We start from the raw sequence: 15472 nt of genomic DNA on the forward strand, positions 1-15472 counted from the left end.
TCAATCATCTAGTTATCTATGCACATACTTACTCTTAGTCTATCACTAACATGCTCTGCCTGTCACGTCTCGACAAAATCCGGGTAGTGGTACCTATCTCAACTGCCCTTTATACAATTCGTAGTAATGTCCTTCAAGGTTAATCAGCTGTTCATGGCTTCCTTTTTCGATAATTTCACCGCCGTCCATCATAATAATCGTGTCTGCATCCTGGATCGTGTTCAATCGATGTGCAATGACAAAACAGGTTCTGCCCTTCATCAGACGCTCTAATGCATCCTGGATTTTCAGTTCAGTAATTGTATCAATATTACTCGTAGCTTCATCCAATATGAGGATGGCGGGCGCTGCAAGCAGTGCCCTTGCGATTGTTAGCAATTGTTTCTGACCTTGACTGATGCCGCTTCCGTCCTGATCAAGAACGGTGTCATAACCATCGGGAAGTTTCCTAATGAAATCATGTGCATTTGCATTTTTTGCCGCATTTTCAACCTCTTGATCCGTTGCTTCCAGCCGTCCATAACGGATATTATCCCGTATGGTACCATGGAAGAGGAAGGCATCCTGCAATACAAATGCCATATGCTGGCGAAGACTGCTTCGCTTAATATTTTTCAAATCCACTCCATCGAGCTTGATTTTCCCGCTATCATAATTGTAAAAACGAGAGATCAAATTAATGATCGTTGTTTTACCAGCCCCCGTATGCCCGACAAAGGCAACGGTTTCGCCAGTCCTTGCTTCAAAACTGATCCCCTTCAGTATAGGTGTATCCTCATAACCGAAAGAAACGTTGTCAAATTTAATATTTCCCTTTGTACCGGAAATTTCAATTGCTTCAGCTTCATCGATTTCTTCCTGGGTTTCATCCATTATATTAAATACGCGCTCTGCACCGGCAATTGCTGAGAGCAACACATTAAACTGGTTGGAAAGCTCATTGAGCGGGCGGGTGAACTGACGTGCATACTCTGTAAAAATAACAATAATACCTACTGTCACAAGCTGCTGGTCTGTAACGATAACAAGAATACCACCGACCAAAGCAATGAGACCGAAACTGAGGAAGTTCAGCATATTCATGATTTTTGGAATGAAACCGGCAATTGTCAGCGCCCAGAAGCCTGTTTTCTTCAGTTCATTATTTCTCTCTTCGAATTGACCAATGACCTTGTCTTCCTGGGAATAGGTTTTGACAACATGCTGGCCGGATACAATTTCTTCCACGTAACCATTCACGTCACCAAGGTTTTTCTGCTGCAATTTATATAATGGACCGGTTCGTTTCGTTATCCACTTCATCGCGAGAAACATTGCAGGTATCACAGACATCGTCACAACAGTCAATATCGGACTCAAATAAATCATCACTGCAATTGTCCCGACTAGTGTCAGCACACTGGAAAAAATCTGGATAACCGATGTATTCAATGTATTATTCACATTATCTATATCATTGGTTAACCTGCTCATCAATTCCCCATGCTGCCGCTTGTCAAAAAAGGAAATAGGCAGACGATGGAACTGTTTGAAGAGGTCCTTCCTCAGTGTATAAACTGTATTTTGGGCAATACCGATCATCCAGAAATTCTGTAAAAAAATCGATAATGAATGGAACAAATAAACGATAATCAATGAAATCAACAGCATACCAAGTCCAGATGTTTCCTGGGTAACAATAAAATCATCGATCGCCATCCCGACAAGGAACGGACCGAGAAGCGCTAACCCTGAGCTTGCCAAAACCATGAGGATGACGAGGGAAAGCTTCATTTTTTCCACTGCTAAATAGGCCCATATTCTTTTTAGCGTAGCCCCCATATTTTCAGCTTTTTTCTTATTATCTATCTCAACATGTTCCAAAGAAATTCTCTCATACTGAAAAGGAGCTTTTAATGAATTACTTGCCATGTGCATAATCCTTTCCAAATTGTGATTCCAATATATCCCTGTAAAGACCCGATGTTTTCAGCAGCTTATCATGTGAGCCGATATCAAGTGTTTTTCCCTCGTCAATAAGTAAAATACGATCGGCACTGCTGGCAGTTGAAACTTTTTGTGTGATGATAAAAACGGTGCAGTTATACTTTTGGATAGCAGCAAGCAATCGAGATTCTGTTGCTAAATCCAGTGCACTTGTACTGTCATCGAGCATGAGAATCTTCGGTTTTCTGATCAGTGCACGGGCAATGGATATCCGTTGTTTCTGGCCACCGGATAAATTGACCCCTTTCTGACCAACCCGTGTTTCATATTGATTTGGCAGTTCCATTATCGTCTCATGAATCTGTGCATCCTTTGCAGCCTGCACAATATCTTCGGTGGAGGCATCCTTTTTACCCCATGCAATATTGTCCGATATACTGCCTGTAAAAAGCAGAGGAGTTTGCGGTACGTAACCGATGCTTCCACGAATCTGGGCAAATGAATAGGAAGTGATCGGTTTATCATCCACTAAAATTTCTCCACTGTTTACGTCATATAATCGGGGCATAAGTTGGAATAGAGAGGATTTACCCGCTCCGGTCGCACCGATAATTGCAAGCTTTTCCCCACCATCGACCGTAAATGAAATATCATTTAATGTTGGTTGATCTGCACCTGGATAAGAGAATGAAACATGCCTATATTCGACTTTGCCATCCCTCACTGCCATGTTCCGATCTGCTTCCGGATTATCCACCAGGTCCACATCAACGGAAAGGACTTCATCGACACGCCGTGCGGAGGCCTTTGTTCGTGAAACAGCGATGATGATAAAGGAGAACATGGAAATAGCCATCGCTACACGCAGCGCATAATTGACCATCGCAACAACCTCCCCGACGTTCGCCTGGCCGGCAATGGTTTGGGAATTTCCGTACCAAATAATAAAAATGATGCTCATATTCATAACAAAAAGAAGTACTGGCATTGATGATTCAACAAAACGGAAAGTCTTACGGGTGGAGTCCGCCAATTCAGTATTTGCGTCCGTAAATCGAGTTTCTTCATAATTACGTCTCGTAAAAGCTTTGATCAAACGCATTCCAGCGAGGTTTTCCTGCATGACACGGTTTACATGATCTACATTTCCCTGCACCTTGGAAAACATGCTGCTGGCAATTTTAAGTACCCATAACAGGAAAATGACCAGCAGCGGTACAGTGACAAGAAAGACAACAGCAAGTCTCGCATTTACAGCGAAAGCCATTATCACACCACCGAGTACTATCAGGGGTGCTTTTGCCATAATGCGCAGCACCATAAAAACAGTATTCTGCATCTGTCTGATATCATTGGTAAACCTCGTTACGAGTCCGGAAGTTGGATACTGGTTCAAGTTGGCAAACGAAAATTCCTGGATTTTCTCAAATAATTTCTGACGAATATCATATCCGAATGCAAAGCTTACATGGGAAGAGAAAAATGAATTCACTATACCGGCAATCAGTGAAATAAATGCGAGGCCAATCATAATGCTTCCCCACATGACAATATTATTTATATCTTGGTTCATTATACCTTGATCGATCATCTTTCCAAGAAATAACGGAAGGAGCAATTCCACTGCAAGCTCGACAAGCATTAGCAGAAATGCCACTACAGCAGGGAGTTTATAAGGTTTTAAAAAGGAAAAAATATTTTTCAAAAGCTAACCACCCTCAATCTCAGATAAAAAGCAATTTTTTTACTATTATAAGGGGAATCAGGGATATTATCCAGTTCTTTATTTCGTGAACCGAAATTGTTTTGTCCGAATGATGAAGGTAAGCAAATTGATTTTAAGATAAAATATTCGGGTATAGATATGGAAAGAGAATTCTTAAAAGAGAGGATGTATTCAGTGGAAGCAATAGAAGAACGATTAGTGAAAAAAGCCAGAAGGCATAAAAAATGGCGGGAAGACCATCAATTTGTACCACATTATTTAGTCCATAACGATTGTAATTTCTATGCGGTCGAATATGAAAAGAGGTCTCCCAAGCAACTAACGAATCTAGCTATATTTACCACTGGAGAAACCGTACCAGACTCAGACAGGCAATACGCTATCGAAAAAATGGTCATGCTGCGGCACTTGATGTCACTTTCATTGCAAGATGGTATTAGTGAAAATTCACTTGAAGTGGAAGAACTTATAAAAATGAAAAACTTTATGCAAAAATTAGTATCTGGAAATAACCTGAGTGAAATAGAAGAGAGGTATTACCTGCAAGGGAAGGAATCAATCGAGTTTATTATAGACGAACGAAAAAAACAATTATACGATACGGCACAATTCCGCAGATTGATAGAAGAAAGAGAAAAAAGCGAGTCAGTTCATACGGAGGATGTAGATGCATTAGAAAATCTATTGATGGAAATAGATTATAGTGTGTTTGTCCAGCTCCATGTATTTCTTGGGTTAACAAAGCCAATTACCTTTATTAAGAAACAATTGAATAAGAGCAGCAGGGAAGCCCAATTAGCGGATGTTCAAATAAGGAATACAGTGGAGAAGTTATCAAATGACAGCTGGATTAAGGCTGAAATCCTCAGATCCCATAAGGTGCAGGATGCTGAGGACATGACGAAAAAAGAGTTTAAAAAAGCAGTCAGGGACTATTATTATGAAAGGAAAGGCAAGGAATTTGTGAATCTGGGATTAAAGGTGAGGAATATATAGAAAAACAACAGGGGGTAATACTTTTTTTACTTTTATGCCAGTTGAATATTGACAGTTTCCCATTATCGGTTTATAGTTTAATTTATAATTTCATTCGATTCCGTAGCTCAGCTGGGAGAGCGCTACCTTGACAGGGTAGAGGTCGTTGGTTCGAGCCCAATCGGAATCATTATAGAACAGAGGTCTGTATCCCTTATATATCAAGGGGGAACAGGCTTTTTTCTTTTCTATGATACAGCCTACTATTTTTCACCTTTATGAATAGTAGTCACAAAAAGCAAGCAATATTTTTAATCGACGCGGTTATAGTGGATGGTCTATTGAACAAACTTCTTCACAAACGGCCCGTTTGCGGAAGACTGATCTTATTGCGTTTCATTAGAGGATTTAGGGAAAGGGGAGCACTTTGTCATTTCTGAACTAAATAAGAAAGACTTTTATAGGTGAGAAAGTTTATTAAATCAGCACGGGCAATTAGAAGTTAAAGCTGTAATTGAAGAAATTAATCCTGGTCGTGTTTTTTAGATAAGATCGCTCTGGACTTGTATGGTTAGGCAATAATGACGGTTTTTTCTTTATTGGAAATGAAGAAAATGAGGTATTTAATGTTAATATTAAAGGTAGAGTTATCGAACGGGCGGGTTAGTTGAGCAAGGTTTTAGTTTTAAGCATATTTCGAAGGAAAAGTCTTACACCTAGCTAAATTATCCTCATACAAACAAAAACTTGACAGTACTATTAGTATCCATTATGATGTGAATAATCATTAAAAACTGAATATTTTCCTTATCAAGAGTCAGGGGAGGAATCTGGTCCGTCGATCCTGCGGCAACCTTTACTTAAAATGTATTTTAAGTGAAAAGGTGCCAAATCCAGCAAGCATTTAGCTTGAGAGATAAGGGAGGGTGCAGATTCTGTATATGAAGCCTCTTCCTTAGTGGAAGAGGTTTTTTGGTATTTTAAATTAAGGCTTGGCAACAGCTAAACGCTAAATTCTTTGTACGATTATTCATTTTCATTATCATCTTGGAAGAGATTTTCAAAGATTTATACATCCATATAACTGAGTTATCGCATTGGTTTTATAAGGATAATAAATAGCATTTTCAACGAAAGATGCTTGATAGGGAGAAAATCAGTTAATAAACAACAGAAGGAAGTGAAGAAAGATTCCAAAAAAACTTCTATCTTAACCATTAATTAGCTTTATCTACTTAAACAATAGCTATAAAAATCTATCTCTAGAAGGAGTGTTATTCAATGAAAAAGAAAATTCGTTTAAATGGGTTTACTCAGAATTCTGTTGCCCCACATTCACCTGGACTATGGAGACATCCTGATGATCAAGGGCAGCGTCATGGCGATCTGGATTACTGGACTTCCTTGGCTCAACTTTTAGAGCGCGGGAAGTTTGATGCGTTATTTTTAGCGGATGTTATCGGTATCTATGATGTATATCAAAACAGTTATAAACCTGCCGTCAAAAATGCGGTCCAGGTACCATTACATGATACATTACTGCAAATTTCAGCAATGGCTGCTGTTACAAAAAATCTCGGTTTTGCACCAACTTATTCGGCGACATATACACAGCCCTATAAATTAGCGCGTCAATTTTCAACATTAGATCATTTAACGAAAGGGAGGATTGCCTGGAATATCGTAACCTCCTATTTAAAAAGTGAAGCAGTAAATTTAGGCTTAGAAAAGCAAATTGAACATGAAACAAGATATGAGCGAGCAGAGGAGTATATGGATGTTGTCTATAAACTTTGGGAGCAAAGCTGGGAGGATGATGCCATCATTGCTGATAGAGATACTGGTGTCTATACTGATCCTGAAAAAGTGCATCCGATTAATCATAAAGGAGACTACTTTAGTGTTCCAGGTGTACACCTTGTCAATCCATCGCCTCAACGAACGCCTGTATTATTCCAAGCAGGTGCTTCATCACGGGGAAGAGCGTTTGCTGCTAAACATGCAGAAGCAATTTTCACAACGATAGCAAATGATATTTCAGAGTTAAGAACATTTACAGCTGATATTAGGGAGCGTGCAGCACAATTTGGCAGAGACCCTCAAGACATTAAAATTTTTCCTGCAATTGTTCCGATTGTTGGTGAAACAGAGGAAGAAGCTCAAGCCAAATATGAAGAGTTATTATCTTATCTAAGTTATGAAGGTACAGCTGCTTTGCTGTCAGGTCATACGGGAGTAGATTTTTCTAAATATGACCCTGATCAATATGTAGAAAACGTTATTACTGACGCATCTCATGGTTTCCTGCAGAAATATACTATTGCTAGTACGAGTAAGCGATGGACAGTAAGGGAAGCGGTTCTGCATCATGGATTAGGAATAGGTGCCACGAAAATTATTGGTACACCTGATCAAATTGCTGATGAGTTAGAAGCAATGTCACAGGAAGGGGATGCCGACGGATTTAATATTATTCAAGCATCGAGTCCCAATACTTTTACAGATTTTATTGAGCATGTCGTTCCTGTATTGCAATCAAGAGGTATTTTTCGTGAAGAATACGAAGCAAATACATTACGAGAAAATTTATTTGGAAAAGGGAATGTACATTTGCCAGAAAGCCATCCAGGGAAGAAGGTATCCATTTCGGATCCTAAAGTTAAGTCTGTACACTAAAGTTTAGCAAAAATTATTTAGAACAAAAGTCTGTAACCTTTTACTAATAAGGATACAGGCTTTTTTCGATAGGAACCGTTGCTTTCCGATATTTTAGCTAACGGCCAAAAGAAGTCACAGAAATTTTACCTCATTTTTGCTGCAAGGCTTGCTTTTTGGACATGAAATTGTCCGAACATCAGAGCTATATCTTCTCGAACTGATTGACCTAGGGAGGACCTTTAAAGTTTTTTAATGTAAGACATCATTCTTATTATCAATATACAGAGTGCCATCCTTTTGTACCTCGGCATAAAAGACCTCAGATATTGAATTGATTCCCGACAATTGCAATTGTTGATCTAACCATTGTTTATTAAGATTTAACTTTTCTAAATTTGTTGAAATAATTCTTCCATCCGTTATGACCTCGGTAGAAGTGGGATAAACATCTGGTTTAGTTTTTTGAACCCCCATATCGGATTTTGTTAAAAATTGTTGTGATTCCTTTTTCAAAACAGATAGTCTTCCATCTGTTTCGAAAATTGCATAGTCAACATCAGCAACAGAAAATATATTTTTTTGCCTTAATAAAGCATTTAATGCATCAACATCTAAGCGTACTTTCCGAAGTTCATCTTCCATAATTTGCCCCTTTTTAATAAGGATTCGTGGTTGACCTTCAATGAGTTCGCGGGCTTTTTTAGATTTAATGTCTATAAAACCTAAAGCAATCGTAATCAAACTCCAACCTGCCAATGCAATTAGGCCATTGCGAATGCTGAGAGAAGAATCAATTACGAGAGAACCCCCGATAGTTCCAATAGCAATACCAGATACAAAATTAAAGAAAGTCATTTGTGAAAGTTCTTTTCTACCCATAAGTCTTGTTAGGACTAATAAAGTTACAAAAGCAAGAACAATTCTTAACGATAATTCTAATATTGACATATGTTGTCTCGATACTCCTTTTTGCTTTTTATTTAAGTAAACTATAGATAATGTGTTCAAAGTTCAAAGATATTGATATTTTGTTCGAAAACGGGAAATCCTATTCAACTATATGTCAGTAGTAAAATTAAACTGAGAATTCATTTTTTTATCTCTTTCGCATTTTAATATTCCGCAAGGGGGAATGATTGATAGGCCTAATTACTCGCTAAAAGTGAAGGCATTAGGCTTTTCTATCTTTCAAAATTTTTAACGTTGTAAATCTTCTCCTGATGATACCCATTGGTAAATGTATTAGTGCTAAGTGGTAAATCGAGTGGCGATCACCGGTAAAAAACATGACAGAAGTGATACATTCTTATGACCGTAACCACAACCAGACAAATGGGAGAACAGACGGTTTATTTAATGAATAAAGCTTTACTTATTACCAAAGATAACGAGGTATTAATATTTTACGAGGAGATGGATAGATGAAGGTGAGAGTGTTACTTTTGATTTCCGCTGCTGTGCTTTTGTTTTGCTTTCAACTATCTAATGTGATGGTGGTTGATGCGAAGGAGTCAGCCGAGCAGCAGATCTGGTGGGGAAATGTAAAAACAGCTAATACGGAGAAGGATTTTCCTGATCTTAGAGGGGGACCTGAAAATCCAGAGCGGGAACGTCAACTTCCTATTGATATGAGAATCCTGCAGCAGAGATATCCGGATACTTTTATTTTACAGGGTCCATTGGAACAAAATAAAATCGCTTTAACCTTTGATGATGGTCCAGACCCACGTTTTACAGATGATGTATTAGATGTATTAGATCAATACAATGTTCCTGGTACATTTTTCGTAATGGGCTCGCGAGCGATTGCATATCCTGAAATTGTTGAGCGGATGAATAATGAAGGTCATGTGATTGGAAATCATACATATTTCCATCCTAACCTCGTTGAAGAAGGCGATTTAGCAACATTGGAGAGAGAAGTAACAAGAACAGAGGACGTACTTAATGATATTATTGGCTATCGAACAAGTCTCTTTCGACCACCATATGGTTTTTTATATGATGAATTGGTGGAAAAGCTTGCTGAAATGCAATACTTAGTTATTGGATGGTCAGTGGACGCTTTGGATTGGGAGGAGGATCCACCAGAAGTCATCGCTTCAAATGTTTTAGATAACGTTCAGCCGGGAGCAATTATTCTAATGCATGATGGTGCAGATTGGGATGGAGATAGATCAAATACAATCGAATCCCTTGACCAAATTATTCCAATCCTGCAGGAACAAGGGTATGAGTTTGTCACAGTGCCAGAATTATTAAATGTTCCATTTGCGAAATGATAATATTGACAATTAAGGTGGGTTTCCAAAAAGTACATGTAATTTTTAATTACCTGATTATGTAGGAGCAATGACCAGGGAAAATGTTGCAGGTCATTGCTTTTTGGGATCTTCCTCACTATACGATTTCTCTTATCAATACCGATAATGACAATTTTCCTTTAAAAAGCTTTCCATCTCAGCTGCTTTGCCTGTTGATAGCGTCTGCCAACTTCCGGCCAGTTCACAACCTCCCACCAATTATCTACATATTTATCTCTTTCGTTTTTATATTGAAGGTAGTAGGCATGTTCCCAGACATCAAGGACAAGGAGTGGCACAACATCCCACTGACTCAGGTTTTGATGCTTTTCCGCCTGAAGAATTTCCAGACGTCTGGACCGTGGCGACCAGACTAAAATGGCCCAGCCGACTGCTTCCACGTTTTTAGCAGCTTCGGAAAAGTGTTTTTTGAATTGATCAAAACTGCCAAATGATCGATTGATTTCCCTCATTAAATCTCCAGAGGGTTGACCACCACCATTGGGGCTCATAATATACCAAAAGATGGTATGGAGATAATGGCCAGCACCATGGAAAGCTGCTTCTCTTTCCCAATGCTTGATAAGATCAAAATCATTGGAGGATCGTGCTTTTTGTATCTCCAGTTCTGCTTTGTTCAATCCATCAACATAGCTCTGGTGATGCTTATCGTGGTGCAATCGCATGATTTCCTCATCAATGTAAGGCTCTAATGCATCATATCGATAGGGAAGTGGCGGAAGTGTGTGTCCCCCGATGGGAACAGTCTCCCAACTATGCTCAGCTCTTTCATCTGCCGTATGGTTACTTTCACTGTCATTTTCCAGCAAAGATTGTAATTGTTCATATAATTCACTTCCACGGTTGTAGGCATCCTGATCCTGTAAAGACTCTTCCACTGAAAGTTCTTCCTTGAACTGAATGAATCTTTCCTTCCATTCATCCAGCTTTTCTGTACTAACATTGTCTCGTAACGTATTGATTGACTCATCGTAGTTCTTTAATACTTCTTCACACCATTTTTTTATTGAAGCAATATACTCTGACAATTAAAGCCCTCCCCCGAACCTAGTCGTTGACAATATATGCAGGAAATGAAGATGGGTGAATGCCTCATCTCGGGAATGATAGATTTTTTCAGGAAAATTATGTACCTGTATGAGGTTGATAACTTTCTGGCGTGAAACCTCTTCATTACTGCAATCATTATAACTGCTAATGTATACTCTTTATTTATTTTGCTTATAACTAACTATTAATTACGTAAAAAAATAGGTGGGGAACTGTTGATTATGAATGTACCGAAAACAGGATTATTATATACGCAAAGAACCATTCAACCAATAGATAATCTAATTAGAACAGAGGACAGAATCGAGCGTTTCCTTGAAGTAAGCAATATTAAGCTTATAAAAAAGTATAGTGATATTGGATATGAAAACCTGATGCGTCCTGGGTTAAACGGACTTCTGAATTTTCTTGCCAATACAGAAGAAACCATCGATATCGCCGTTTTCTATTCTTTTGATCCGTCTGGAAGAGGTCAAAGAAGAATCCAGTTTGTAATGCCAAGAATAAAAAAAACGGTTAAAGATGTTATGTTTATTAGGAATTTTTCTGACCGTTCAGTACGATATGATGAACCTTTAAAAGGTAACAAAGAAATGTTCTGAAAATCACTCTTAGCAAAAAAGCCATAATTCACCCCTAATCAGGAAATGAATATGGTATTATACTGATAAAATGCTTCAAACAGTCGTACATCCTGGAAACTAAGGAATTGAACGACCAATCTCAATCGGTAGCAATTCAGCAGTCTGGGCAATTTCACGAAAACATTCAAAGCCTGCAAAAGACAATAGTCATAAAATCAGTAAAAATGTAATTTAAATAGTAAGGGTCAGTCCCCTTTGTTCAAGAGAAACCGACCCGTTTAGTTTCTTAGTTTTCTTCTTCGCCATTTTCTGTTATTGAATAAGTTAGTAAATCTGCTTCTTTATTCCAATCGATTTCGACTTCCGCAGTAAAACCTTTTCTGTTGCTGACTAAAAATGTTGAGTCACCATGTTCTCCTGCCTTTTTTTCCTGTTCCATAAAATTTGCTTGAACCTCATCTTCCAATAGATTATTCAATTTCTCTATCGCTTGTTCACGGGTTAGGTTCTTCAATTCCTCGCCTCCTGTAATTTCATCTGTGGAGTTACGTCAGTCTAAACGTGCTTGGCACAAAAACCATTTTAAATAGGAATTTTTGGTTAAACTAAAGAATATGTAAGTAAGAGGACATTCTAATCCTCTGAAGCTTGTCCAAAAATCTACCCGTTTCTGCCTTTATCAAATGTATCGTGGATTATTTCAATAACTTCATCTTTATCATTATTATGCTTCACTTTTGATCATCCTTTCACTTATACATTTTCCAATTCTGAGGTGATTTATACATGAAAGAAATAACGATCCAGCTAAATGACGAAATTTATAATCAAATTCACGATTTAACCGAACTGGAAAATTTAATCAATCGCCATAGAGATAAAAACAGAAGTGACGATTATAAAATTGAAGAATTTATTGTTGGAAGCATCATTGATAAATTGGAACAGATTAAACATTTTGATTTAACAAATCCATTTATCGAAAATAATCGGCAGCCTGTCATCAAAAATCGATTCAAAGAAATTGCAAAACAGAAAAACATATATATTAAGGATATTGCTGAGCAACTGAATATGCAGCCTCCAAATATAAGTAAGATATTTAACAATGTCTCACAGCCCCGGTTGGAGTTATTTGTAAAAATTTGGCTGGTACTTGGATGCCCGCCGTTACAGCAATGTATTTACCTTGAAGAAGACTGAACTGATGGATTTGTCTTCTTTTTTAGCTTTTTGTAATAGGACAGGCACGCTCTAACATATCAATAAATATAATAAAATTTCATCCAACATATCAAAAACATTATGCCGATATAGCTAAGCAAGACATCTTCAGGAAATTAGAATATGGCAACATAAATTACTTGTCTCCTGACTTAAGATGGAAGGGAGGAAGACGAGTGACAGTATTCGAAACGCTTGTGCTGATGATTTCATTTGGGTCATTACTTGTTGCGGTATTGTCAGAAAATAAGAAATAAGTGCTCATATGGAAGAAAAGCATGTTCTATTTTTGCTTTCTTCACATATGGGCTCTTTTTCATTGAACAAAACCATCATTACCAAAAAATTACTTTTGAATAGAATGAGATAAATTTTATTAGATGGTCATAATAAGAAAGACAATTGAAAGGTGGTAATTTACATGAACTTGGAATGGTTTGACAGAGTATGTGGGGAACTGCAGGATAGTCTGAATTCGATCTGTGAAAAGTATGATGAAAACGGCAGGATGTTAATTGAGCGGGGAGCAAAGCATCCGCGAATAGATTTTTTTACAGACAGTGGTGAAGAGGACAGAGATTATTTTTGTACCTTATTCTTTGATCCACATAATGAAGAATTCTATATTCAGTCAATTGATCCGGATTATGGGCATCTCAGCAAGGTTGTGCTTGATGATATTGAGGACATTGTTGATGCCGTTCATGAAAGTTTCCATAATTATATGGAAGGTGCGGATGATGAGGTATCTGAAATACAAATCATTGAGGAAGAAACAGACGTTGAGTCTGATGAGATTGAAGATGAATTATTACTGGAGGAAATCGATGTAGAATGGGAAACTCCTGAGGTAACAGCTTCCTACAATGAAGAAGAAGGGGAAGTCTCCTATCAGTTTGGAATCACCCAGGATACCGGTGAAGGTGTCATAAAACGGATTAACCGTACTCGGACAGATGAAGCGGATTTTATAAAGGACGAAACAATCATGACCTTTGGCAAGGAAGAAGCTAGTACATTGATTGCAATGATTGCAAGCCATATGGATACGATCGGTACGGTGGATTTTCTGGATAGTTAACATATTGAAAACAAAAACCCGTCATTTGGCGGGTTTTTGTTTTGTATGTAAAGAAATTCAGAACCCTTCATATGTTAAAATGATGGTATTATTTTATATATAGATGCATGGAAGATCATTTCTGCTTGTTACCTTTGGGCAAGGAGGGTGAATATGATTGAAGGACTTGAAATTTTTTATTTTATTTTTTTGGGAGTTACTGCATTTATTATCATATTAACCAGAATATCAAAAAGGTATCTACCGGAGCAAAGCTACTACATGTTTGTTAGTGCTGGCTATGCAGCAATCACTTTTGTAAGCCTTACGATTATATTTGTCAGCTTTACCGTAATGGGCTGGAAAGGAATGGGGTTCGGATTGCTGGGACTTTCGATTCTTGCAGGTACGGTCTCAGCGATTATTATAAACGGATGTATGACATTCTTTTTTGGCAGGTAGAAAAGTATTTTTACCAACCTGCATAAGTCGCAACTTAGGCTGCCATCGAAAGATTTGGGGACAATCAAACCAAAGAAAGGGGTCTTTTTATGACCAAAATCGGAATCGTACGTCATGGGGTCACACATTGGAATATAGAAGGCAGAGCCCAGGGGAGTTCGGATATCCCTTTGAATGAAGAAGGATTAATGCAGGCGGAACGGGTTGCCGAGCGATTAAGCAAGGAAGAATGGGATATCGTTTATACCAGTGATTTAACAAGAGCACATCAGACCGCCAAAGCGATTGCGGAGAAAATGGACATTCCATTGCGATTGGATTCGCGGCTCCGTGAATTAGGTGGGGGCCTGATTGAAGGCACTACCGAAGCGGAAAGGGTCAGCAAGTGGGGGACGGATTGGCGTGAATTGGACTTAAAAATGGAGACGGAAGCTAGTGTAATTGAGAGAGGAAAAACTTTTATCGATGAAATCACCGGAAAGCATACAGGTGAAAGAATTCTCATTGTAAGTCATGGTGCATTTTTAAAGAGGCTGATAAACGTCGTAGTGCCTCACTTTACCATTGAAGAGTCACTGAAAAATACGTCATTTACATCATTGGTCATGGCGGATAGGCAATGGGATTGTGATTTATACAACTGCACGGCGCATTTGGTTCGCAGCTGACTTACATAGCGGTTCTCTGATTTTCTTTAACACTAATTTTTCGCAGAGTCTCACAAAGGTAGGGCCTGAACTGGACTCATCCGGGTTTGCTTATTGGCACGAATGAGCCAGTCAGTCCGTAAAATATGTAAAGGATGGAGCAAATGGCGTATTAACGGCATTTGCTATTCAATTTCAACTGTATTAATATTATACTCGGTGACTTATAAATGACGTGATGTTCTTTTAAAATAATTGATACAATAAAGGAGAAAAAATGCATAAACTACCCGATTGCCCGGAATGCCAATCAGAATATACCTATGAAGATGGAACGCTTTATATATGCCCGGAATGTGGATATGAATGGACTGCAGAAGCTGATGCGGAAGCAGAGGAAAGCAAAGTAACTAGAGATTCCAACGGAAATATACTTACAAACGGAGATACCATTACAGTTATCAAGGATCTAAAAGTAAAAGGCAGCTCAAATCCTCTTAAAATGGGTACAAAGGTAAAAGGTATCCGAATTGTAGATGAGGTCGACGGTCATGACCTGGAAGGAAAAGTGGATGGTTTTGGGGTCTTGTATATTAAATCAAAATTTGTGAAGAAGCTCTGACAGGGACAAGGGTCCTGATCCTTCCCTGTCTCATTTCTGCCGATCCTCTCACCACTTGATGAACCCCCCATCGTTGTGTTACCATTTACGCAATTTTTCACATATAAACTTCGAGAAGTTCCTGTTCAACCGCCTCTGAAGCTGCTCCTTGAAGGTCATTTCATTAGCTTTTTCATCTCGTTTTGATGTTCATAGCCATGATGAAGGTCATTTC

15 protein-coding genes, 1 tRNA gene, 1 pseudogene and 1 riboswitch are annotated in these 15472 nt (G+C 38.4%); of the genes and pseudogenes, 12 read left to right on the forward strand and 5 right to left on the reverse strand.

Going from position 1 to position 15472, the window contains the following annotated elements:
• Window positions 1–93: 93 nt before the first annotated feature.
• Both A4245_RS15685 and A4245_RS15690 read right to left on the reverse strand, forming a co-directional pair.
• On the reverse strand, window positions 94–1911 hold the full coding sequence (locus A4245_RS15685) for an ABC transporter ATP-binding protein (protein ID WP_067729616.1): 1818 nt from the start codon (window positions 1909–1911) through the stop codon (window positions 94–96).
• On the reverse strand, window positions 1901–3631 hold the full coding sequence (locus A4245_RS15690; protein WP_067729618.1) for an ABC transporter ATP-binding protein: 1731 nt from the start codon (window positions 3629–3631) through the stop codon (window positions 1901–1903). Before A4245_RS15690 ends, A4245_RS15685 begins: the two co-directional genes overlap by 11 nt.
• Before the next feature lie 195 nt (window positions 3632–3826).
• On the opposite strand from A4245_RS15690, the gene A4245_RS15695 reads away from it, so the two are divergent.
• The 4 genes and pseudogenes from A4245_RS15695 (at window position 3827) to A4245_RS15705 (ending at window position 7303) form a co-directional block, all read left to right on the forward strand.
• On the forward strand, window positions 3827–4648 hold the full coding sequence (locus tag A4245_RS15695) for a hypothetical protein (protein ID WP_157087743.1): 822 nt from the start codon (window positions 3827–3829) through the stop codon (window positions 4646–4648).
• A 96-nt stretch (window positions 4649–4744) separates the two neighbouring features.
• Window positions 4745–4817 (forward strand) — tRNA-Val (locus A4245_RS15700).
• Between the two features lie 242 nt (window positions 4818–5059).
• Window positions 5060–5255: pseudogene (locus A4245_RS20680) on the forward strand (GNAT family N-acetyltransferase); the annotation flags it as partial.
• A gap of 176 nt (window positions 5256–5431) precedes the next feature.
• Window positions 5432–5550: riboswitch (SAM riboswitch) on the forward strand.
• 358 nt (window positions 5551–5908) lie between these two features.
• The gene (locus A4245_RS15705) at window positions 5909–7303 is read left to right on the forward strand and encodes an LLM class flavin-dependent oxidoreductase (protein WP_067729621.1); all 1395 of its coding nucleotides are present in this window, start codon (window positions 5909–5911) and stop codon (window positions 7301–7303) included.
• Between the two features lie 231 nt (window positions 7304–7534).
• Here the strand turns inward: A4245_RS15705 and A4245_RS15710 are convergent, their stop codons facing one another.
• On the reverse strand, window positions 7535–8233 hold the full coding sequence (locus tag A4245_RS15710) for a DUF421 domain-containing protein (protein WP_067729622.1): 699 nt from the start codon (window positions 8231–8233) through the stop codon (window positions 7535–7537).
• Between the two features lie 473 nt (window positions 8234–8706).
• Between A4245_RS15710 and A4245_RS15715 the strand changes: the two genes are divergently transcribed.
• The gene (locus A4245_RS15715) at window positions 8707–9567 is read left to right on the forward strand and encodes a polysaccharide deacetylase family protein (RefSeq protein WP_067729624.1); all 861 of its coding nucleotides are present in this window, start codon (window positions 8707–8709) and stop codon (window positions 9565–9567) included.
• Window positions 9568–9728: 161 nt separating this feature from the next.
• Here the strand turns inward: A4245_RS15715 and A4245_RS15720 are convergent, their stop codons facing one another.
• Window positions 9729–10637, reverse strand: coding sequence for a superoxide dismutase (locus A4245_RS15720; RefSeq protein WP_067729627.1), 909 nt, complete (start codon window positions 10635–10637; stop codon window positions 9729–9731).
• A 237-nt stretch (window positions 10638–10874) separates the two neighbouring features.
• Between A4245_RS15720 and A4245_RS15725 the strand changes: the two genes are divergently transcribed.
• Window positions 10875–11261, forward strand: a complete 387-nt coding sequence (locus A4245_RS15725; protein ID WP_067729629.1) for a hypothetical protein — start codon at window positions 10875–10877, stop codon at window positions 11259–11261.
• A gap of 268 nt (window positions 11262–11529) precedes the next feature.
• On the opposite strand, the gene A4245_RS15730 is transcribed toward A4245_RS15725, so the two are convergent.
• Entirely contained in the window at window positions 11530–11757 is a 228-nt protein-coding gene (locus A4245_RS15730) for a hypothetical protein (RefSeq protein WP_067729631.1), read from the reverse strand.
• A gap of 272 nt (window positions 11758–12029) precedes the next feature.
• On the opposite strand from A4245_RS15730, the gene A4245_RS15735 reads away from it, so the two are divergent.
• The 6 genes from A4245_RS15735 (at window position 12030) to A4245_RS15755 (ending at window position 15258) form a co-directional block, all read left to right on the forward strand.
• The gene (locus tag A4245_RS15735; RefSeq protein WP_067729633.1) at window positions 12030–12446 is read left to right on the forward strand and encodes a helix-turn-helix domain-containing protein; all 417 of its coding nucleotides are present in this window, start codon (window positions 12030–12032) and stop codon (window positions 12444–12446) included.
• Between the two features lie 197 nt (window positions 12447–12643).
• A complete protein-coding gene (locus tag A4245_RS20995; protein WP_407668395.1) occupies window positions 12644–12724 on the forward strand; it encodes a putative holin-like toxin in 81 nt (26 codons plus the stop codon).
• Between the two features lie 164 nt (window positions 12725–12888).
• On the forward strand, window positions 12889–13548 hold the full coding sequence (locus A4245_RS15740) for a hypothetical protein (protein ID WP_067729635.1): 660 nt from the start codon (window positions 12889–12891) through the stop codon (window positions 13546–13548).
• 153 nt (window positions 13549–13701) lie between these two features.
• Window positions 13702–13989, forward strand: a complete 288-nt coding sequence (locus A4245_RS15745) for a YesK family protein (RefSeq protein WP_067729637.1) — start codon at window positions 13702–13704, stop codon at window positions 13987–13989.
• Window positions 13990–14078: 89 nt separating this feature from the next.
• A complete protein-coding gene (locus A4245_RS15750) occupies window positions 14079–14657 on the forward strand; it encodes a histidine phosphatase family protein (protein ID WP_067729639.1) in 579 nt (192 codons plus the stop codon).
• Between the two features lie 256 nt (window positions 14658–14913).
• Entirely contained in the window at window positions 14914–15258 is a 345-nt protein-coding gene (locus A4245_RS15755; RefSeq protein WP_067729641.1) for a zinc ribbon domain-containing protein YjdM, read from the forward strand.
• The last annotated feature ends 214 nt before the right edge of the window (window positions 15259–15472 follow it).

The sequence above is a fragment of the Oceanobacillus damuensis genome, assembly GCF_001618145.1.
Classification (GTDB): domain Bacteria; phylum Bacillota; class Bacilli; order Bacillales; family Amphibacillaceae; genus Oceanobacillus; species Oceanobacillus damuensis.